Annotated in this window: 21 protein-coding genes; 9 read left to right on the top strand and 12 right to left on the bottom strand. The window is 72.2% G+C overall.

Features of this window, described 5'->3' with window-relative positions; genetic code table 11:
- The first annotated feature begins 2 nt into the window (after positions 1-2).
- Complete coding sequence (locus IE305_RS23520) at positions 3-470, top strand: MarR family winged helix-turn-helix transcriptional regulator (protein WP_190131715.1); 468 nt, start codon at positions 3-5, stop codon at positions 468-470.
- Positions 471-504: 34 nt separating this feature from the next.
- Complete coding sequence (locus IE305_RS23515; RefSeq protein WP_190131714.1) at positions 505-930, top strand: RidA family protein; 426 nt, start codon at positions 505-507, stop codon at positions 928-930.
- On the opposite strand, the gene IE305_RS23510 is transcribed toward IE305_RS23515, so the two are convergent.
- Entirely contained in the window at positions 872-1,678 is an 807-nt protein-coding gene (locus IE305_RS23510) for a haloacid dehalogenase type II (RefSeq protein WP_190131713.1), read from the bottom strand. The genes IE305_RS23515 and IE305_RS23510 overlap by 59 nt on opposite strands.
- A gap of 67 nt (positions 1,679-1,745) precedes the next feature.
- On the opposite strand from IE305_RS23510, the gene IE305_RS23505 reads away from it, so the two are divergent.
- The 3 genes from IE305_RS23505 to IE305_RS23495 all read left to right on the top strand — a co-directional run bounded on the left by IE305_RS23505 (position 1,746) and on the right by IE305_RS23495 (position 3,503).
- A complete protein-coding gene (locus IE305_RS23505) occupies positions 1,746-2,687 on the top strand; it encodes a dihydrodipicolinate synthase family protein (protein ID WP_190131712.1) in 942 nt (313 codons plus the stop codon).
- An 87-nt stretch (positions 2,688-2,774) separates the two neighbouring features.
- On the top strand, positions 2,775-3,200 hold the full coding sequence (locus IE305_RS23500) for an ester cyclase (RefSeq protein ID WP_190131711.1): 426 nt from the start codon (positions 2,775-2,777) through the stop codon (positions 3,198-3,200).
- Positions 3,201-3,212: 12 nt separating this feature from the next.
- Positions 3,213-3,503: a hypothetical protein gene (locus tag IE305_RS23495; protein WP_190131710.1), complete on the top strand. Its 291-nt coding sequence runs from the start codon at positions 3,213-3,215 to the stop codon at positions 3,501-3,503.
- Between the two features lie 15 nt (positions 3,504-3,518).
- Here IE305_RS23495 and IE305_RS23490 read toward each other — a convergent pair whose 3' ends face one another.
- The 5 genes from IE305_RS23490 to IE305_RS23470 all read right to left on the bottom strand — a co-directional run bounded on the left by IE305_RS23490 (position 3,519) and on the right by IE305_RS23470 (position 6,698).
- On the bottom strand, positions 3,519-3,944 hold the full coding sequence (locus tag IE305_RS23490; protein WP_190131709.1) for an ester cyclase: 426 nt from the start codon (positions 3,942-3,944) through the stop codon (positions 3,519-3,521).
- Between the two features lie 157 nt (positions 3,945-4,101).
- The gene (locus tag IE305_RS23485; protein WP_190131708.1) at positions 4,102-4,992 is read right to left on the bottom strand and encodes a S41 family peptidase; all 891 of its coding nucleotides are present in this window, start codon (positions 4,990-4,992) and stop codon (positions 4,102-4,104) included.
- 326 nt (positions 4,993-5,318) lie between these two features.
- Positions 5,319-5,531, bottom strand: coding sequence for a DUF397 domain-containing protein (locus IE305_RS23480; RefSeq protein ID WP_190131707.1), 213 nt, complete (start codon positions 5,529-5,531; stop codon positions 5,319-5,321).
- A 46-nt stretch (positions 5,532-5,577) separates the two neighbouring features.
- The gene (locus IE305_RS23475; protein ID WP_190131706.1) at positions 5,578-5,844 is read right to left on the bottom strand and encodes a DUF397 domain-containing protein; all 267 of its coding nucleotides are present in this window, start codon (positions 5,842-5,844) and stop codon (positions 5,578-5,580) included.
- Positions 5,841-6,698 carry a helix-turn-helix domain-containing protein gene (locus IE305_RS23470; RefSeq protein ID WP_190131705.1) on the bottom strand — a complete coding sequence of 286 codons (858 nt, stop codon included), beginning with the start codon at positions 6,696-6,698 and terminating at the stop codon, positions 5,841-5,843. The genes IE305_RS23475 and IE305_RS23470 overlap by 4 nt, the downstream gene beginning before the upstream one ends.
- Positions 6,699-6,967: 269 nt before the next feature.
- Between IE305_RS23470 and IE305_RS23465 the strand changes: the two genes are divergently transcribed.
- Positions 6,968-7,144 (top strand): hypothetical protein, encoded by a 177-nt coding sequence (locus tag IE305_RS23465; RefSeq protein ID WP_190131704.1) that lies wholly within the window; start codon positions 6,968-6,970, stop codon positions 7,142-7,144.
- A gap of 253 nt (positions 7,145-7,397) precedes the next feature.
- Here the strand turns inward: IE305_RS23465 and IE305_RS23460 are convergent, their stop codons facing one another.
- Positions 7,398-7,958: an XRE family transcriptional regulator gene (locus IE305_RS23460; RefSeq protein ID WP_229891420.1), complete on the bottom strand. Its 561-nt coding sequence runs from the start codon at positions 7,956-7,958 to the stop codon at positions 7,398-7,400.
- Positions 7,959-8,901: 943 nt separating this feature from the next.
- Between IE305_RS23460 and IE305_RS23455 the strand changes: the two genes are divergently transcribed.
- The 3 genes from IE305_RS23455 to IE305_RS23445 all read left to right on the top strand — a co-directional run bounded on the left by IE305_RS23455 (position 8,902) and on the right by IE305_RS23445 (position 12,703).
- A complete protein-coding gene (locus IE305_RS23455) occupies positions 8,902-9,411 on the top strand; it encodes a TetR/AcrR family transcriptional regulator (protein WP_229891471.1) in 510 nt (169 codons plus the stop codon).
- Positions 9,412-9,560: 149 nt separating this feature from the next.
- A complete protein-coding gene (rox, locus tag IE305_RS23450) occupies positions 9,561-11,003 on the top strand; it encodes a rifampin monooxygenase (RefSeq protein ID WP_190131894.1) in 1,443 nt (480 codons plus the stop codon).
- Positions 11,004-11,293: 290 nt separating this feature from the next.
- A complete protein-coding gene (locus tag IE305_RS23445; protein ID WP_190131701.1) occupies positions 11,294-12,703 on the top strand; it encodes a condensation domain-containing protein in 1,410 nt (469 codons plus the stop codon).
- Between the two features lie 19 nt (positions 12,704-12,722).
- Here IE305_RS23445 and IE305_RS23440 read toward each other — a convergent pair whose 3' ends face one another.
- The 5 genes from IE305_RS23440 to IE305_RS23420 form a co-directional block, all read right to left on the bottom strand.
- On the bottom strand, positions 12,723-13,088 hold the full coding sequence (locus tag IE305_RS23440; protein WP_190131700.1) for a hypothetical protein: 366 nt from the start codon (positions 13,086-13,088) through the stop codon (positions 12,723-12,725).
- Position 13,089: 1 nt separating this feature from the next.
- On the bottom strand, positions 13,090-13,575 hold the full coding sequence (locus IE305_RS23435; RefSeq protein ID WP_190131699.1) for a TetR/AcrR family transcriptional regulator: 486 nt from the start codon (positions 13,573-13,575) through the stop codon (positions 13,090-13,092).
- Between the two features lie 87 nt (positions 13,576-13,662).
- Positions 13,663-14,484, bottom strand: coding sequence for an HTTM domain-containing protein (locus IE305_RS23430; protein WP_190131698.1), 822 nt, complete (start codon positions 14,482-14,484; stop codon positions 13,663-13,665).
- Positions 14,484-15,020 carry a hypothetical protein gene (locus IE305_RS23425; protein WP_190131697.1) on the bottom strand — a complete coding sequence of 179 codons (537 nt, stop codon included), beginning with the start codon at positions 15,018-15,020 and terminating at the stop codon, positions 14,484-14,486. Before IE305_RS23425 ends, IE305_RS23430 begins: the two co-directional genes overlap by 1 nt.
- 22 nt (positions 15,021-15,042) lie before the next feature.
- The gene (locus IE305_RS23420; protein ID WP_190131696.1) at positions 15,043-15,267 is read right to left on the bottom strand and encodes a hypothetical protein; all 225 of its coding nucleotides are present in this window, start codon (positions 15,265-15,267) and stop codon (positions 15,043-15,045) included.
- Between the last annotated feature and the right edge of the window lie 70 nt (positions 15,268-15,337).

The raw sequence follows: 15,337 nt of genomic DNA, 5'->3' as shown, positions 1-15,337 counted from the left end.
CGATGAGCGCGCGTCATGACGACCTTCCGCCGGTGAGCCCCGACGCGCAGGCGTGGCGGCGCTTCCTGGCGCTCCAGGCGGAGGTCGAGGGCCGGCTGGCCCAGGCGCTCCAGCGCGGGCACGGCCTGGGCCTGTCCGAGTACCGCGCCCTGGAGGACCTGGCGCACGCCCCCGACCACGAGCGCCGCATGCAGGAGCTGGCCGGCCGCATCGGCCTCAACCAGAGCTCGGTGACCCGCCTGGTGGCCCGCCTGGAAGCGTTGGGCTACGCCTTCAAGGACCTCTGCCCGGACGACAAGCGCGGCGTCTACGCCGTCGCCACAGACGCCGGCTGCACCCGCTACGAACAGGCCCGCCCCACGTACGAGGCCACCCTCGCCGAGACCCTCGACACCGCCACGGACGACCCGCACCTGGCCCCGGCGGTGGCGGCGTTGCGGATGTCCGCGGTCGCCGGCCCGGGGGCCTGAGCGGGAGGACCGGGCACGATGCATCATGCAGGGCATGAACGCATCACGTCTCACGTACATCCCCGCGCCGGAAGGCGTGGCTCCGGCCACCGGTTACACGCACGTGGTCATGGGGACGGGCCGCTTCGTGGCCGTGTCCGGGCAGATCGCCCTCGACGAGAAGGGCGAGGTGGTGGGCGAGGGCGACCCCGCGGCGCAGGCGCGGCAGGTGTTCGAGAACCTGCGCCGCTGCCTGGCCGCCGCGGGTGCGACGTTCGACGACGTCGTGAAGCTGACCTACTTCCTGACGGACCTCGCCCACTTGGCCGAGGTCCGCGCGGTGCGCGACGCGTACATCGCCCCGGACCGGCTGCCGGCGAGCAGCGCGTTCCAGGTCGCGGCGCTCGTCCGCCCCGAACTGCTCATGGAGATCGAGGCGTTCGCGGTGGTGGGGGAGAGAGGGCAGGGAGGGGAGAGCTGAGTGCGCGGGCCAGCGCCGGGACGTCGTCCGCGACGAGGTCCGCCCAGGCGGGCGGCTCGACCGGTGCCGCGTCGGGGCCCCACTCCAGCGGCCGCGGTATGTACGCCGTGCGGAGGCCGGCCGCGGCTGCGGCGCGGAGGTCGTCGGGGTGGCAGGCCACCATGAGGAGCCGGTGCGGCTCGACCTCCAGGAGCCGGGCCGCCATGCGGTAGACGCGCGGGTCCGGCTTGTACGACGTGACCGTCTCGGCGGACAGGATGCAGTCGAAGCGGAGCCCGGCGTGCTTGGCGAGGCGGGTGAGCAGGCCCGTGCCGCCGTTGGAGAGGGTGGCGGTCAACAGGGGGCTGCGGTGGAGGAGTTCCAGGCCGGCGGGGGCGTCGGGCCAGGCCGGCAACCGGTGCCAGGCCCGTACGAGCTCGGCGCGGTCGCTGTCGCCGAGCGCGCCGAGGTCGTCGAGCCCGTCGAGGCCGTCGAGCCCGTACGCGGGCAGGACGTCGTCCAGCATGCGCCGGTGCAGCACGTCGAGGGGCTGCCAGGGCAGTTCGCCGTTCACGACCCGGTCCAGGTACGGGCGGTAGCGGCGGCGCCAGGCGTCGGCGACGGCGGGCCAGTCGGCGGCCGCCCCCGCCCGGCCGCCCACCCGGGCCAGGGCCTCGGCGACGCCGGTCCGCCAGTCGGTGAGCGTGCCGAAGACGTCGAAGACGACGGCGTCGACGTCCGGCGGTGGTAAGGGCGATGTCGAATCCATGCGGCAGATCATCGCGCGCCGGTGGACGGTGGGGGTACGGGGGCCGCACCGGGGGTAGGGGCACCCCATGCGGCTGTCCGGTGTCATCCCGCCCGTGTGCACCCCCTTCACCGAGGACGGCGAGGTCGACACGCGTTCCCTCGCCGCCCTGGTCGAGCATGTGCTGGCCGGCGGGGCGAGCGCGGTGTTCGTGCTCGGTACGTGCGGCGAGGCGGCGTACCTCACCGACGCCCAGCGGCGGACGGTCGTCCGTACGGCCGTGGAGGCGGTGGCGGGTCGGGTGCCGGTGCTGGCCGGGGCCATCGACATGACCACCGCGCGGGTCCTGGAGCACGCGCGGGCGGCGGCGGGACTGGGCGCGGACGCGCTCGTCGTCACGGCGCCGTTCTACGCGAGCGCCGGGCCGGCGGAGATCGCCGGGCACTTCCGGCGGGTGCGGGACGGCGGGGGGCTGCCGCTGGTCGCGTACGACATCCCCGCCGCCGTCCACGTCAAGCTGGCGCCGGAGACGGTGCTGGAACTGGCGGCCGACGGCACGATCGCGGGCCTGAAGGACAGCAGCGGCGACCTCGACGGGCTGCGCCGCCTGCTCGTCGCGCTCAAGGACCGTGCCGCGGACGGCGAGGGGCTGTCGGTGCTGACCGGTTCGGAGCTCTCGGTGGACGGTGCGCTGCTGGCGGGCGCCGACGGGGTCGTACCGGGCCTGTCCAACGTCGACCCGGCCGGTTACGTACGCCTCTGCGTGCACGCCCGCGCCGCGCGGTGGGCGGAGGCCGCGGCCGAACAGGACCGCCTGGCCGCGCTCCAGGCCCTGGCGATGGCACCCGCCGCCCCCGCCGCCCCCTCCGCTCCGGCCGCGTACAAGGCGGCGCTGCACCTGCTGGGCGTGATCACCTGCCCGGCGACGGCGGCCTCCCCCCGGCCCCTGCCGGAAGCCGGGGTGGCGGCCGTACGGGAACTGCTCGTACGGGCTGGGCTGCTGGTCAGGCGCAGCAGCCCGACTGCTTGACGCGGCGGCGGGCCGACCGGGTGGCGTGCGGCGGAGGGGCGGCGCGGTCGGCGCGGGACGGCGGCGCAGGGCGCGGATACTGCGGGCGTGTCTACCACCGAGGACAACAAGCGGCTGGTCCGCCGCTTCTACGAGGAGATCGACCGCGGCAACGCCGACGCCCTGGACGAGCTGGTCGCGGAGGACTACGTCGACCACTCCCCGCCACCGTTCCCCGGCCTCGGCACGGGCCGGGCGGGCCTGAAGCAGGCGTTCCGCCTGTTCTGGGAGGCGACCCCGGGCACGCACCGGATCGAGGACCAGGTGGCGGAGGGCGACAAGGTCGTCACCCGCCTGACGTGCCAGGGCACGCACGAGGGCGACCTGCCGGGCATCCCGGCGACGGGCCACCGGCTGGAGATGACGGCGACGGTCATCCACCGGATCGAGGACGGCCGGCTGGCGGAGAAGTGGTCGGACAAGGACCTGCTGTCGTTCCTGCAACAGCTGGGGGTGGTGCCGCCGGTGGGTTGAGATCATCGGGGCATGGAAGAACTGCTCCCCGACGGCTGGACGATCGAGCGCGTGCGCGAGGTGTCGGGAGACGGCAGTGCGGTGCCGGTGCCGGTGCCGGTCGGCGCCCGGCTTGTCGTGGCCGACGAGCCGGGCGGGGACGATTACGTGCTGCTCAGGCCCGATGTGATCCTTGCGTTCCACGGCTTGTGCCTCGTGCGGCACGAGGGGGAGTGGTACATGGGGCACTTCGAGGACGACGGCTCCGTGATCTGCTGGTCCTGCTACGACACCGACTTCTCCGAGGCCGTCCGCGGCCTCTGAGCGCTGCCGGGCATGTCAGTCGGCGGTCGGCCACTCCCAGCCGAGCTGGAGGAAGAGTCCGAGGCGGTCGCTGACGGCCCGTATCTCGGAGATGAGGCCGTCGGCGAGCGTGAAGATCCAGATGGCCTCGTTCTCGAAGCTCCGCCCGGTGGGTTCGGGCATCCGCGGGTGGGTCCCGCCGTGCACACCGCGCTGGGTGACGCGCGCGACGACGCGGTCGCCCTCGCCGATCAGCTCCTCGACACGCACGATCAGCGGATCGAACGCGGCGAGCTGCTGCCGCAGCCCCTCGAACGCGGCACCGGGCTCGTCGGCCTCACCATGAATGATCTTGTTGTGGTCGACGACGTCCGCCGCCATGAACTGCGGCAGGTCGCCGAGCCGGCGCTCACTGACGGCGTCGAAGAACCCCTGGACTACCTGCTTGTTGCGCTCCACCATGGTGGTCACACCCCCGTCTGCATCTGGCCGGCTGTTTCCGGCCACGGGAGCGTATCGCCGGGGCGGTGGTGATCCGATGTGAGGGTGCGCGGGTGCGCCGGGGCGCAGGTGACCCGATGCGAGGGTGCGCCGGTCTCGACCGCCCCCCGCCCGCTGCTCAGCCGATCCGGGCGCGCAGGTGCTCCAACGCCACGTCCAGCGCGTCCCCGGCCGCGACGGCCACGTCGGGCTCGACACCGACGCCTTCCCAGTTGGTGCCGGTCACCGGGTTGATCGAGCGGGCGGCGGGAACGGTCACGGTGACGTGCGGGGCGACCGCGATACGGTCCGTGGGGTGGGCGCCACCGCGGGTGGTCCCGCCGATCAGCGTGGCGCGCTCCAGCGCCTTGAGGTTGTACGCCAGCTCCTCTCCGCCGGAGAAGGTGACGTCGCTGGTCAGCACGGTGACCGGACGGTCCAGGTAGCGCGGCGCGGGGAGGTGCCCGAGGGTCCAGTACTGGCGGGTCGAGTCGGTGGCCCGCTCGTAGATGTCGTTCAGGTGCACCCTGTCGTCGGCGAAGAAGTAGCTGCACCACAACTGCACGCCTTCCGGCGAGCCACCGCGGCACTGCCGCAGATCGATGACCAATGCGTCGGTGGGAGCGAGCAGTTGCATGGCGGCAGCGATCGCGGGACCGCCTGGACCGGCGGGTGGGATCATGCGCAGGTCGAGGTAGCCGATGTTGTCGTCGAGCTGCTCGACCCGCCGGATGCCGTAGTTGCTCTGCCGCGCGTACTGCTCGAAACGGGCCCGAGCGACGTCCTCCGGCTCCTGGTCCATCGACTGCGGCTCCTCGACCCACAACAACCGCAAATGCTTGTCGGGACAGACACGCTGGAGGTCGTCCGTGACCCGGTCGCACAGCTCCCGCAAGTCCAGATCCTGATATGCGCCTTCGTCCAGCCGACGCCGGATCGCCGCGTCGATGGCAGCCGTCTTCTCGGGGAACACGTAACCGGCGGTGATCCGGGCCAGCGCGGCTTCGAGTATCTCGTGGTGAGTCGTCACGCGCGCGATGCTAGATCCGGTTCGAACAGGTGCCCAACGGATTTCATGGGTGCCTCGGCGTCCCCCGGCGATGAGACCGACCACTCGGCACCGGACGCTGTGCGGCGGTCCGGGGCCGGGGCAACGGCCGACGGCCGATCCGTGCGTTGGCGTGGAGCCGGTGCTCGTGGAAGAGGTGCCGGCGCAGGCAGAGCGCGGCTGCGGACGAGTGGCGCCGGTTGGGTGGGACGGACCGGCGGTGACGGAGGCACGCGGGGGCGACGCGCAGGGTCTGCGCGGTTGCAGGTGCGGGCCCGTACGTGGTGCCCGGGCGTGGGGCGGGTGGGTCAGCTGCCGGCCCTGACGTGGGCCAGGAAGACGGCCCAGGCGGGGCGGGGGACGAGGATGATGGGGCCGCCGGGGTGTTTGCTGTCGCGTATGGGAACGGAGTCGCTGGCGGTGTGAGCAACTTCCACACAATTGGACTGGAGGCCGCTGTAGCTGCTCTTGCGCCATCGGGCGCTGTGGCGGAGCGGGCTGGTCTCGTCTGCGTACTTCACGCGGAACTCCTTCGCAGTACCGGAAGTAACGTTTCGGAGCTGTGCTTCAGTCTGCGCAAGTCGCGGCGTCGGTGGATTCGCAGGGCAGAGGCGGCGAGCCGTGCGGCGTGGCTTTGACGCTCGTTACGAATGCGGCCCAGGCGGACCGGGGGACCAGGATGGCCGGCTCGCCGAGGTGTTTGCTGTCGCGTATGGGGACTTGGTCGTCTGCGCCGTAGGCGACTTCCACGCAGTTTCCCTGGTTACCGCTGTGAGTGCTTCTGCGCCACGTGAGGTGCTGTAACTCCGGGCGGGGACGATCGGGGTGGTTCATTCGAGGTCCCTCATGATGGCCGCGATCAGATCGCGAGATGCTGTCGGCGCCAGGGCCTGGCTGCGCAACCTGTCGAAAGTCCGGCCGTAGGCAGTCAGTTCGCTGTCCCGTACGAGGTGGATATTACTGACCTGCGATTCCGTGTGCACTACGTCGAGACTGCCCTCGGTAGGAAACCGCAGGATGACGAACGGGCCCAGAAGGCCCGCGTGCGCTCCCGCAGAGTTTGGCAACACCTGCAGAGTGATATGGCTGAGCTCCGAGGCTTGCTGAAGGTGACGGAGCTGCTCCGTCATGACATCCCGGCCGCCGATGAGGCGGCGCAGCGCCGCTTCGTCGATGATGGCCCATAGGGCCAGCGGCTCGGAGCGGCGAAGGGTCGCGTTCTGGCGGGCCAGCCGGACGTTGACGAGCGCGTCGAGCTCCTCGGGCCCGGCTTCCGGCTGTAGCGCCTTGGTGATGGCGTGGGTGTACGCCGCTGTCTGGAGCAGACCGGGAACGAGGACCGACTGGAACGTGAGCATCGTGCACGCTTCGGCCTCGAAGGCGATGTATTCCGCGTAGCGTGCGGTGATCACGTCGGAGTAGGGCGTCCACCACATGCGTTGGCGGCTGTCCCTGGCCAGGTCGGCGAGGTGCTGGCGCTTGTCCATGTCGGAGACGCCGTAGGCGTCGAGCGTTGCTTCCACCTCCTGCCGGCGGATGCCTGATCGGCCGGTTTCCACGCGGCTCACCTTGGATTGCGGCCAGTTGAGCCGTGCAGCCATCTCATTGACCGTGAGGCCGAGTTCCTCGCGCAGGCTGCGCAGTTCGGCGCCGAGCATGCGTCGGCGGACGGTGGGCAGGGCGGTCACGTCTTCCCTTCCTGCACGGTGGCGGGTTTGAGCTCCCGAGTGTCCCGCACCGCTGGGCGGCAGGCCGCCGGAGTCACACGTGCATATGGACTTTCGCGGTTTCCGTTGAGTGTGACGGTCTGGATGTGCATGCTCGTAACCGTGGCCGGTGGCGGAATTGCGCCCCCGGCGGCGGGTGCTTGCGGTGCCCGTGAACACAAAAGGCCCCGGCGGCCGCTGCCACGGCCCCGGGGTGTGGTCAACCTCAACGTTGTAGGAAGCAGGTCGACATGGCCAACTTTATCGTTCGTCTCCTCGACTGGGTGAGAACTGTCGCCGATCGCCGTCCCGCCCGCGCGGCCGAGCCCCCGGTCGTGGTACCGGCGCAGACCGCGTCGTACACGTACACCGCCCGCATCGGCGCGCACGGGGTCGACCTCATGCCGCGGATGGAGTCGGTTCGGTGAGCGGGGCGGAGCGGGAGGAGCTGCGGAGTCGGGTCGCGGAGGCGAACGCGCGCAGTCGGCGGGGGCGTGGGCACCCCGAGCTCGTGCCGGTGCCGCCGGGTGGGTTGCGTTGTGCCGGGTGCTGGGAGATCAAGCAGCGGCGGTACGGGGCGTTGGAGCGCGGGGATCAGGTGGAGGCCGTGCGGATGGCCGAGGCGATGGGGTTTCACCTGCGGTACGCGCACCCGGGGTGACGGGCCGGGCCTGGCTCATTTCATGGTGAGCTCGTCGCGATGTTCGTGCCGCGGGTCCATAGTTCCTCCGCGTGTTCCACGAAGCGGCTGAACAAGCCGTGCTCGTCGCGGCGCCGCAGGTGGAGGAGCGGGGAGTCGTGGCCGACGGCGGAGGCCAGGTGCGGGGTGACCAGTGCCTGGTCGTCGAAGCGGAAGACGGAGAGTGAGATGTGGTTGGCGGCGTCGGCGTCCGCGGAGAAGCGGGCGTCGATGCCGTTCGTGCCGGCGAGGGCGGCGAGGTGCTCCAGCGTGGTCCTGATGCGGGTGGAGACGGTGAGCGCCACGTTCTCGATCTCCTCCCGCCGACGGGTGGCGGGCCCTTCGGGGTCGCCGAGCAGGAAGCGGACGCGGCAGCCTGCCGCCGCCTTGTGGCGCAGCAGGTCGGCGAAAGCAGGGATCTGCGTCCACAGGAAGTAGGACGTGTACCCGCTGAAGAACATCTCCTCGCGCGCCCCCGAGGCCAGCTCGGCCCACACCGTGGAGGGGCAGGCGGACCGGTACGGGTAGCTCTGCACGATCTCCTGGTCGCTGCCGGTCTTCAATCGGCTGCTTACCGCCTTCGGCAACAACCTCGCTGATTCCACGCCGCACCCCCCCGGGGCGTTCGGGCCTTTCTCGAAGGTAGCGCTCGGGCGATCCGCCTGTCCGGGCAACGGAGGGGCGGTGCGTTCCGGGACTGACCGGAGTGGGCCGCCCCGGTCGTACGCGCCCGCACCGCACTCCGGCGGGCGGCCGGGCGTCGGTTCGGGTGACCGGTGGCGTGTTGCGCCGTGTGTGGTGCGGAGTGCGGCTGTGCCGCTGCGCGGCTTGGGGCGGTGAGGGCCTGGGCTGCGCCCTGGGGGTCCGCCGCTGCGCGGCTTTGGTGGCGTGCCGTGGGAGGGGCGGCGAGGTTGGGCGGTGTGGTGCGGAGTGCGGCTGTGCCGCTGCGCGGCTTGGGGCGGTGAGGGCCTGGGCTGCGCCCTGGGGGTCCGCCGCTGCGCGGCTTTGGAGGCGTGCCGTGGGAGAGGCGGTGAGGTTGGGCGGGGGGTGCGGAGCGGGGGCGCCGCTGCGCGGCTTTCGGGCGTGCCGGCGGGCGCGTTGCTCTCTACGCCGTTTTGACCGCGCCGCCGTCGATGAGGTGGTCCGTGCCCGTGGTTGGCCGCCGCGCGGGGGGACGTCAGGTACGTGACCAGGGCGGCGAGCTCTTGCGGTTCTATGAGGCGGTCGATGAGCATGCCCGTCGCCGCTGGGAGGGTCGCCAGGAGTTGGGCGTGGGGGACGCCCAGGGCGGTGGCGAGTTCGGCGCCGTAGCCTGTCGGGCTCTCCCATATGCCGGTGCGGACGGGACCCGGTGAGACCGTGTTCACCCGTACCCGCTGCGGCCGAACTCCTCCGCCAGTGCCTTGCCGAACGCGTGCGTGCGGTGGCGACCACGCGTACGTCCTCCGCCAGCAGGGCGTCGACGACCGCCCGCCCGATCCCCTCCGCGCCGACGCCGAGCGCACGGTGCGTGCCATCCTCGAAGCCGCCGAGCGCGTGCTGTCGGTGAACCCGGCCGCCACGATGGAGCAGATAGCCGAGGCCGCCGGGGTCGCGCGGACCACCGTGCACCGGCGGTTCGCCTCGCGCGAGGCGTTCGTTGCTGCGCTCGCCGCATGGGCGACCCAGCGGTTTCACGACGCCGTCGCGGCCGCCCGGCCGGACACCGCCCCGTCTGCCGTCGCGCTCTACCAGGTCACCGCCACCGTGCTGCGCGTGAAGACCGCATGGGGATTCGACATGGGCGCCCTGCCCACCGGCGCGCCCGAAGTGGCGCGCCTGCATGCCGACGTACTGGCCCACCGCGAGCGGCTTTTCGGGCGTCTGCGTGACGCCGGGCGGCTCGCTCCCGATGCCGATCTGGACTGGGCCCGGCGGGTCCACTACGCCCTCATCCACGAGGCCGCCGCCCAGGCCCCCGACACCGACGCCGCCATGGACGCCCTCGCCCTGCTCCATGGCGTCGGAAGGCAGTAGAAAGCGGCGGTAGAAAACAGCGATGGCGAGAAGTTCTACTTCTCGCCACTCTTAACTTATAGCGTACTAGGGGCCTTGTGGCAAGGCCCCCTCCCCGTCGCACAATGACCGGCCAAAGCCAAGCGAACGGGGCGAATTCGATGAATGACCTGATCGACGTGATCGTGGTCGGTGCCGGGCCGACCGGGTTGATGCTGGCCGGCGAGTTGCGGCTGCACGGGGTGCGCGTCGTCGTGCTCGAGAAGGAGACCGGGGAGGGCGACCGGCGTGGGCGGGGGCGCGGGCTGCACGTGCGCAGCGTGGAGATGATGGACCAGCGGGGGCTGCTGGACCGGTTCCTTGCCGAGGGGGACAAGTTCCAGGTCGGCGGGTTCTTCGGCGGCATCCACAAGCCGTGGCCCGAGCGGCTCGACACGGCCCACCCCTACGGCCTCACCGTCCCGCAGGCCGTCACCGAGCGGCTGCTCGCCGAGCACGCCGTCGCGCTCGGCGCCGAGATCCGGCGTGGGTGCGAGGTGACCGGGATCGGGCAGGACGGTGACGGCGTGACCGTCGAGCTCGCCGACGGGGCGCGGCTGCGGGCGCGGTACGCCGTCGGGTGCGACGGCGGCCGCAGTGCCGTACGCAAGCTGCTGGGCGTCGGCTTCCCCGGCGAGCCCTCCACGGTCGACACGCTGCTCGGCGACATGGAGCTCGCGGAGGACGCGGAGACCGTCGCCGCCGTCGTCGCGGAGGTCCGCAAGACGCAGCTGCGGTTCGGTGCCGTGCCCGACAGCGACGGGCAGAAGGGCGTCTTCCGTATCGTCGTGCCTGCTGAGGGCGTTTCCGAGGACCGTGATGCGGCGCCGACGCTGGAGGAGTTCAAGCAACAGCTGCGGGCCCACGCGGGCACCGACTTCGGTGCGCATTCGCCGCGCTGGCTCTCCCGCTTCGGCAACGCCACCCGGCAGGCCGAGCACTACCGTGTCGGCCGCGTGCTGCTCGCCGGCGACGCCGCGCACATCCACCCGCCGACCGGCGGGCAGGGCATGAACCTCGGCATCCAGGACGCGTTCAACCTCGGGTGGAAGCTGGCCGCCCAGGTGAACGGTCACGCGCCGGAAGGGCTGCTGGACACCTACCACGCCGAACGGCACCCCGTCGGCGCCGCCGTGCTCGCCAACACCCGCGCGCAGATCGCCCTCATGGGAACCGATCCCGGCATCACCGCCCTCCACCAACTCCTCTCCCGCCTCATGGACTTCGAGGACGTCAACGCGTACGTGACCGGAATGATCACCGCGGTCGGCGTCCACTACGACCTCGGGGAGGGGCACGAGCTGGTCGGAAAGCGCCTGCGCGACGTCCAGCTCAAGGGCGGGCGGCTCTACGGGCTCATGCACCGCGGGCGCGGGCTCCTGCTCGACCAGACCGGCCGGCTCCCGGCGGACGGATGGGCCGACCGGGTCGACCACGTCGTCGACGTCAGCGAGGAGCTGGACGTGCCCGCCGTGCTGCTGCGGCCCGACGGATACGTCGTCTGGGCCGGCGACGACCCGCAGGAGCTGGCGGAGCGGCTGGCCACCTGGTTCGGTGCTCCGACACCCGTGTAGTCCCCGCCGTCGCCCACATGGATGAGGCCGCCCCCGGCCCCGCCGTGCCGCACGGCGTTGGCCAGGGGTTCTGCCTGCATCAGCAGCTTCCACGGCTGCTTCCGTGCGTCATCCCCAAGAACGGTGACGTGTGGGTCGGTGTGGCCCCGGCCGGTGGGCGATAAGGGCGGTAAGCGGGACGAGAGAGTTTCTTCTCCGATTTTCGGTCGTTGCTCCGGGCGGGTGCTCAACCACGCCCTGCCCCTCACCCCCCGTCCCCCGCCCCCTGCCTCCGGAGAACCCCCGTGCGCATGACCGACATCCAGGGTTGCGAGGTCCGGCCCGGTCGTCTCGTCGAATGGACGCTGCACCGGACGACGATCGACGCCGCGTGGAGTTCGCCGGACGACGCCCGCCCGCCCGCGTACGTGCAGGAGTCCCACATCCGCACCGCGCGGACCGTCCGCCAGGACGGTCTCTTTGTGCCGACCTGGCTCGGCACGGCCTTCGACCTGCCCGGCCCCGTCGACCTCGATGTGCTCCAGGGCGCGCTGCATGCCTGGACGCTGCGGCACGAGACGCTGCGCAGCGGTTTCCGCTGGGCCGGCGAGCAGATGCGGCGTTTCACGCTGGACGCCGGCGCGGTCGCGCTGCATCGCGAGGACGTCGGCGACTTCTCCGACGCCGCCGTGCTGACCCGCTACCTCCAGGACCGCTTCGACGTCGCCGCCGACGCCCTGACCTGGCCGAACTTCATCTTCGCCGCCGTGGTCAGGGACGATGGCACCAGCGTCTACATGGCGTTCGACCACAGCAACGTCGACGCGCACTCCATCTACCGCATCCCGGCCGAGATCCACGAGCTCTACGCCGCCGGGCTGGAGGGCCGGTCCCTCGCTCCGGCGCCGGCCGCCAGCTACGTCGACTTCTGCGCCGCCGAGCGCGACGACGCCGACCGGATCGGCGGCACGCACGAGACCGTGGAGCGCTGGCGGGAGTTCATCGCCCGGTGCGACGGGAAGCTGCCGAACTTCCCCGTCGACCTCGGCCTCGACCCGGAAGGGCCGCTGCCCACCCAGCGGCTGATGCACGAGATGCTCGTGGACGCCGCGGACGCCGCCGCCTTCGAGGCGTACTGCCGCCCCTACGGCGGCACCCTCGCCGGCGTTCTCGCGGCCCTCGGCCTCGTCGTCCACGAGGTCGGCGGGCGGCCGGTGTACCGCACCGTCGTGCCGTTCCACACCCGGGTGAAGTCCCACTGGTCGGACTCGGTGGGCTGGTACGTGGGCGGCGCGCCCGTCGAGATCCCCCTGGCGCCGGCCGCGGCGCCCGCTCCCGGTTTCGACCGGGTCCTGGAGACGGCCCGCGCGACCCTGCGGGAGAACCGGGCCCTGTCGCGGATGCCCATCGCCCGCGTGCTCCGGCTGCTGGGGGCCGACTTCCGGCCGACGTCACCGGACCTGTACTCGATCGTCTCGTTCGCCGACGCGCGCGGCGTCCCCGGCTCGGAGCAGTGGCAGGACCTCAAGGCGTACGGGCTGATCCGCGTCTCGTACGGCGACCAGGTGTGCGTCTGGATCACCCGGCTGCACGAGGGCCTGCAGTTCGCCTGCCGCTACCCGCACACCGACGTCGCGAGCCGCACCATGCGCCTGTGCGTGGAGCGGCTGCGTGAGCACGTCGTGTCCGTGGCGCGCCAGAAGGAAGCCGTGCGCGTCTAGACGGATGAGTCCGGTGTCTTCAGCCGCGGGCTATCGACTGTTCGATGAGGGTCACCGTGGCGCGGGGATCGTCGACCTCGATGACGAGGCGGTCGTAGCTTTCGGCGTCGGCGAGTTCGATGACGACCGCCTTCTCCGGGTTCTTCACCTCCCAGAAGAGGCGTTCCCCGTCGCGGCGGAACCGGCCGGCGGTGATCACACCGGGGAGGTGGGTGCCACCGACGCGGATGCCCTTCGGTTCGCGGGCGATGCCGGGGTCGTGGGTGGCGCCGCGCACGTGGGCGAGGGGGATTTCCAGGCGGTTCTTGAGAGTCCAGAGCTTGTCGAGGCCCTGGAATTCGGCGGTCAGCAGGCCGCGTTCGCGGTCGATGGAGATCAGGGCCATGTCAGTGCTCCTTGGGGGCGGTCGGCTGGGCGCGCAGACGGAGGCGGGCGCCGAGGACGGTGGAGGCGAGTTGAGGGGCGGCGTCGCCGTGGGAGGGGCGCAGGGCGTCCTCCAGCGCGGTGATGCCTTCCGCGACCAGCGCGGCGACCTCCGGGTCGTGGGGTGCGCGTTCGGCGGCGGCGAGGAGGAGAAGCCCGGCGGCCGGGCCGTTGTCGTATGAGGCAATGGCCGCGGTCAGCGCCTGCGTGGGGTCGGTGAGGGTGGCGATGGCGGCGCTCGCCGGGTGGATCTCGTGGTCGAGGTGGTTGCGCAGAGCGGTCAGATGCAGGCCCCGTTTGGAGCCGAAGACCTTGTAGAGACTGCCCCGGTGGATGCCTGTGGCGGTGACCAGGTCGTCCACCGAGGTGCCCTCGTAGCCGTAGGTGGCGAAGAGGGCGGCCGCAGTACTGATGGCCTGATCGGTGTCGAAGGCGCGTGGTCGTCCCATGTCCATGATCGTAGGCGATTAAAGAATGGTCGGTCAAGAACGAGCGTTCTTTTACCGCCGGACTCCCCGGGCGAGGGTGCGGTGCCGTCAGGTGGTCAGCACCACGTACGCCACCGCCGGGTACGCCGACGCGAACGCCCACACGAAGCAGTTGAGGCCCATCAGCGCCGCGCACGCCACGTGGAAGGCCAGCCCCGCGGCCAGGAACAGCGGGAGCCACGCCGGCGGGGCGAGCAGGACCAGCGGGAAGAGCGTCTCGGCCAGGCTCACCGCGCGGGACAGCCACCGCGTGGCCGCCGGGTGGGCCAGGAGACGGGCCGCGACCGCCGGGTGGCCGTACGCGCGGGTGGTGAGGATGCCGGTCAGCGCCGAGCCGTCCAGCCAGGTGCGGGACGTCACCTTGTAGAGGCCCGACACGAAGTAGGCCAGGCACACCTGGAGCGCCAGGAACCACAGCACCAGGCGCGCCGTGGTCGCCGTGGGGTGCACGGCGGCGAGCAGCAGGGCGCAGAAGACGATGCGCAGCAACTGGTCGGCGCCCTCGCCGCCCTGCCCGCCGCGCAGGGTGAGCACGGCGCCCGTCACGACGACCAGCCCCAGCAGGGCGGCGTGCACCGGGCCCGCCGTGGGCCACAGGCAGCCGGCCGCGGCGGCGGCCCGCAGGCCGTGCAGGCCGAGGACGGCGGGGTAGGCGACGAGTGGCGTCAGGACGGCGCCGGTGACGCCCGTCGCGTAGCCGGGGCGGCGCAGCCGGAGGACGGGCCAGCTGGCGAGGGAGGCGTCGTCGAGGGCGCGGGGCCGGGCCAGGCGTTCCAGCGAGCCCAGCAGCACGCCCGCCGAGGCGAGGACCTCCACCAGCCGCAGGGCCGTATACGCCGTGTATGCCGTGTATGCCGTGTGGGGCGTCATCACGTCACCCGGTGGTCGCGCGACACGAACAGCAGGCCCGGCCGCTCGCCGGTGCGGTAGCCCGCCGACCGGGCCACGGCGAACTGCACCAGCCGCCCCGCCGGCACCCGGCGGCTGACGTGCTGGAGCACCATCAGGTACGGCAGGGACAGGGGCGTGGCCGGGTCCTCGCAGCGCGCGTCGTTCCTGGTCAGCGCCGTGGTCAGGTCGAAGAGCTGCTTGCGGGCGCGGCGGTCGGGGTTCCACAGCACGTGCCACCAGCGGCGGCGCGGCCGCGGGCCGATCTCCTGCCATGGGCCGTACGCGCCCGTGCCGCCGCCGGGGCGCGTGCGGACCAGCAGGTGGTAGTCGTGCACGCCGGGGCGCGGGGCGAAGAAGTGGTAGCGGGGGACGAGGCCCAGCACGTCGTAGCGGCGCTGGTACTCCGGCAGGCGGTCGGCGACCGGCCCGAGCTGGGCGATCGCCGACAGCAGCAGCCACGCGCCGAGGAGTGGCGCGAGGACGGTCTCGTAGGGGTCCATGGCGGGCCGGGGCATGGGGGAACGGGCGCGCCCGGGGTCAGGCGCGCAGCGCCTCGCGGCGGGCGGCCATCAGTTCGCCGGCGCCGGCGTGCGGCGCGGCGGAGACCGTCACGGCGGCCGCCGTGCCGAGGGGCGTGTCGCCGTCCAGGTCCAGGTCGAGGACGAGGACCTCGTCCACGGCCCGGAACGGCACCTGCTCCAGCATGCCCGCCGGGTCCGCGTTCATCGCCTCGGCCACCGATCCGTGCGTCGTGTCGCGCATGTCGCTGCCTCCTTCGGTCCGGCCCCGGTGGCCGGTCCTCCAGTGGTACCGAATCCCCTGAACCAGGGTC

Origin of the sequence: Streptomyces mashuensis, assembly GCF_014654785.1 — a bacterium.
Taxonomy (GTDB): domain Bacteria; phylum Actinomycetota; class Actinomycetes; order Streptomycetales; family Streptomycetaceae; genus Streptomyces; species Streptomyces mashuensis.
The sequence above is the reverse complement of the archived record's forward strand: the minus strand, read 5'-3'. Positions and strand labels throughout refer to the sequence as shown.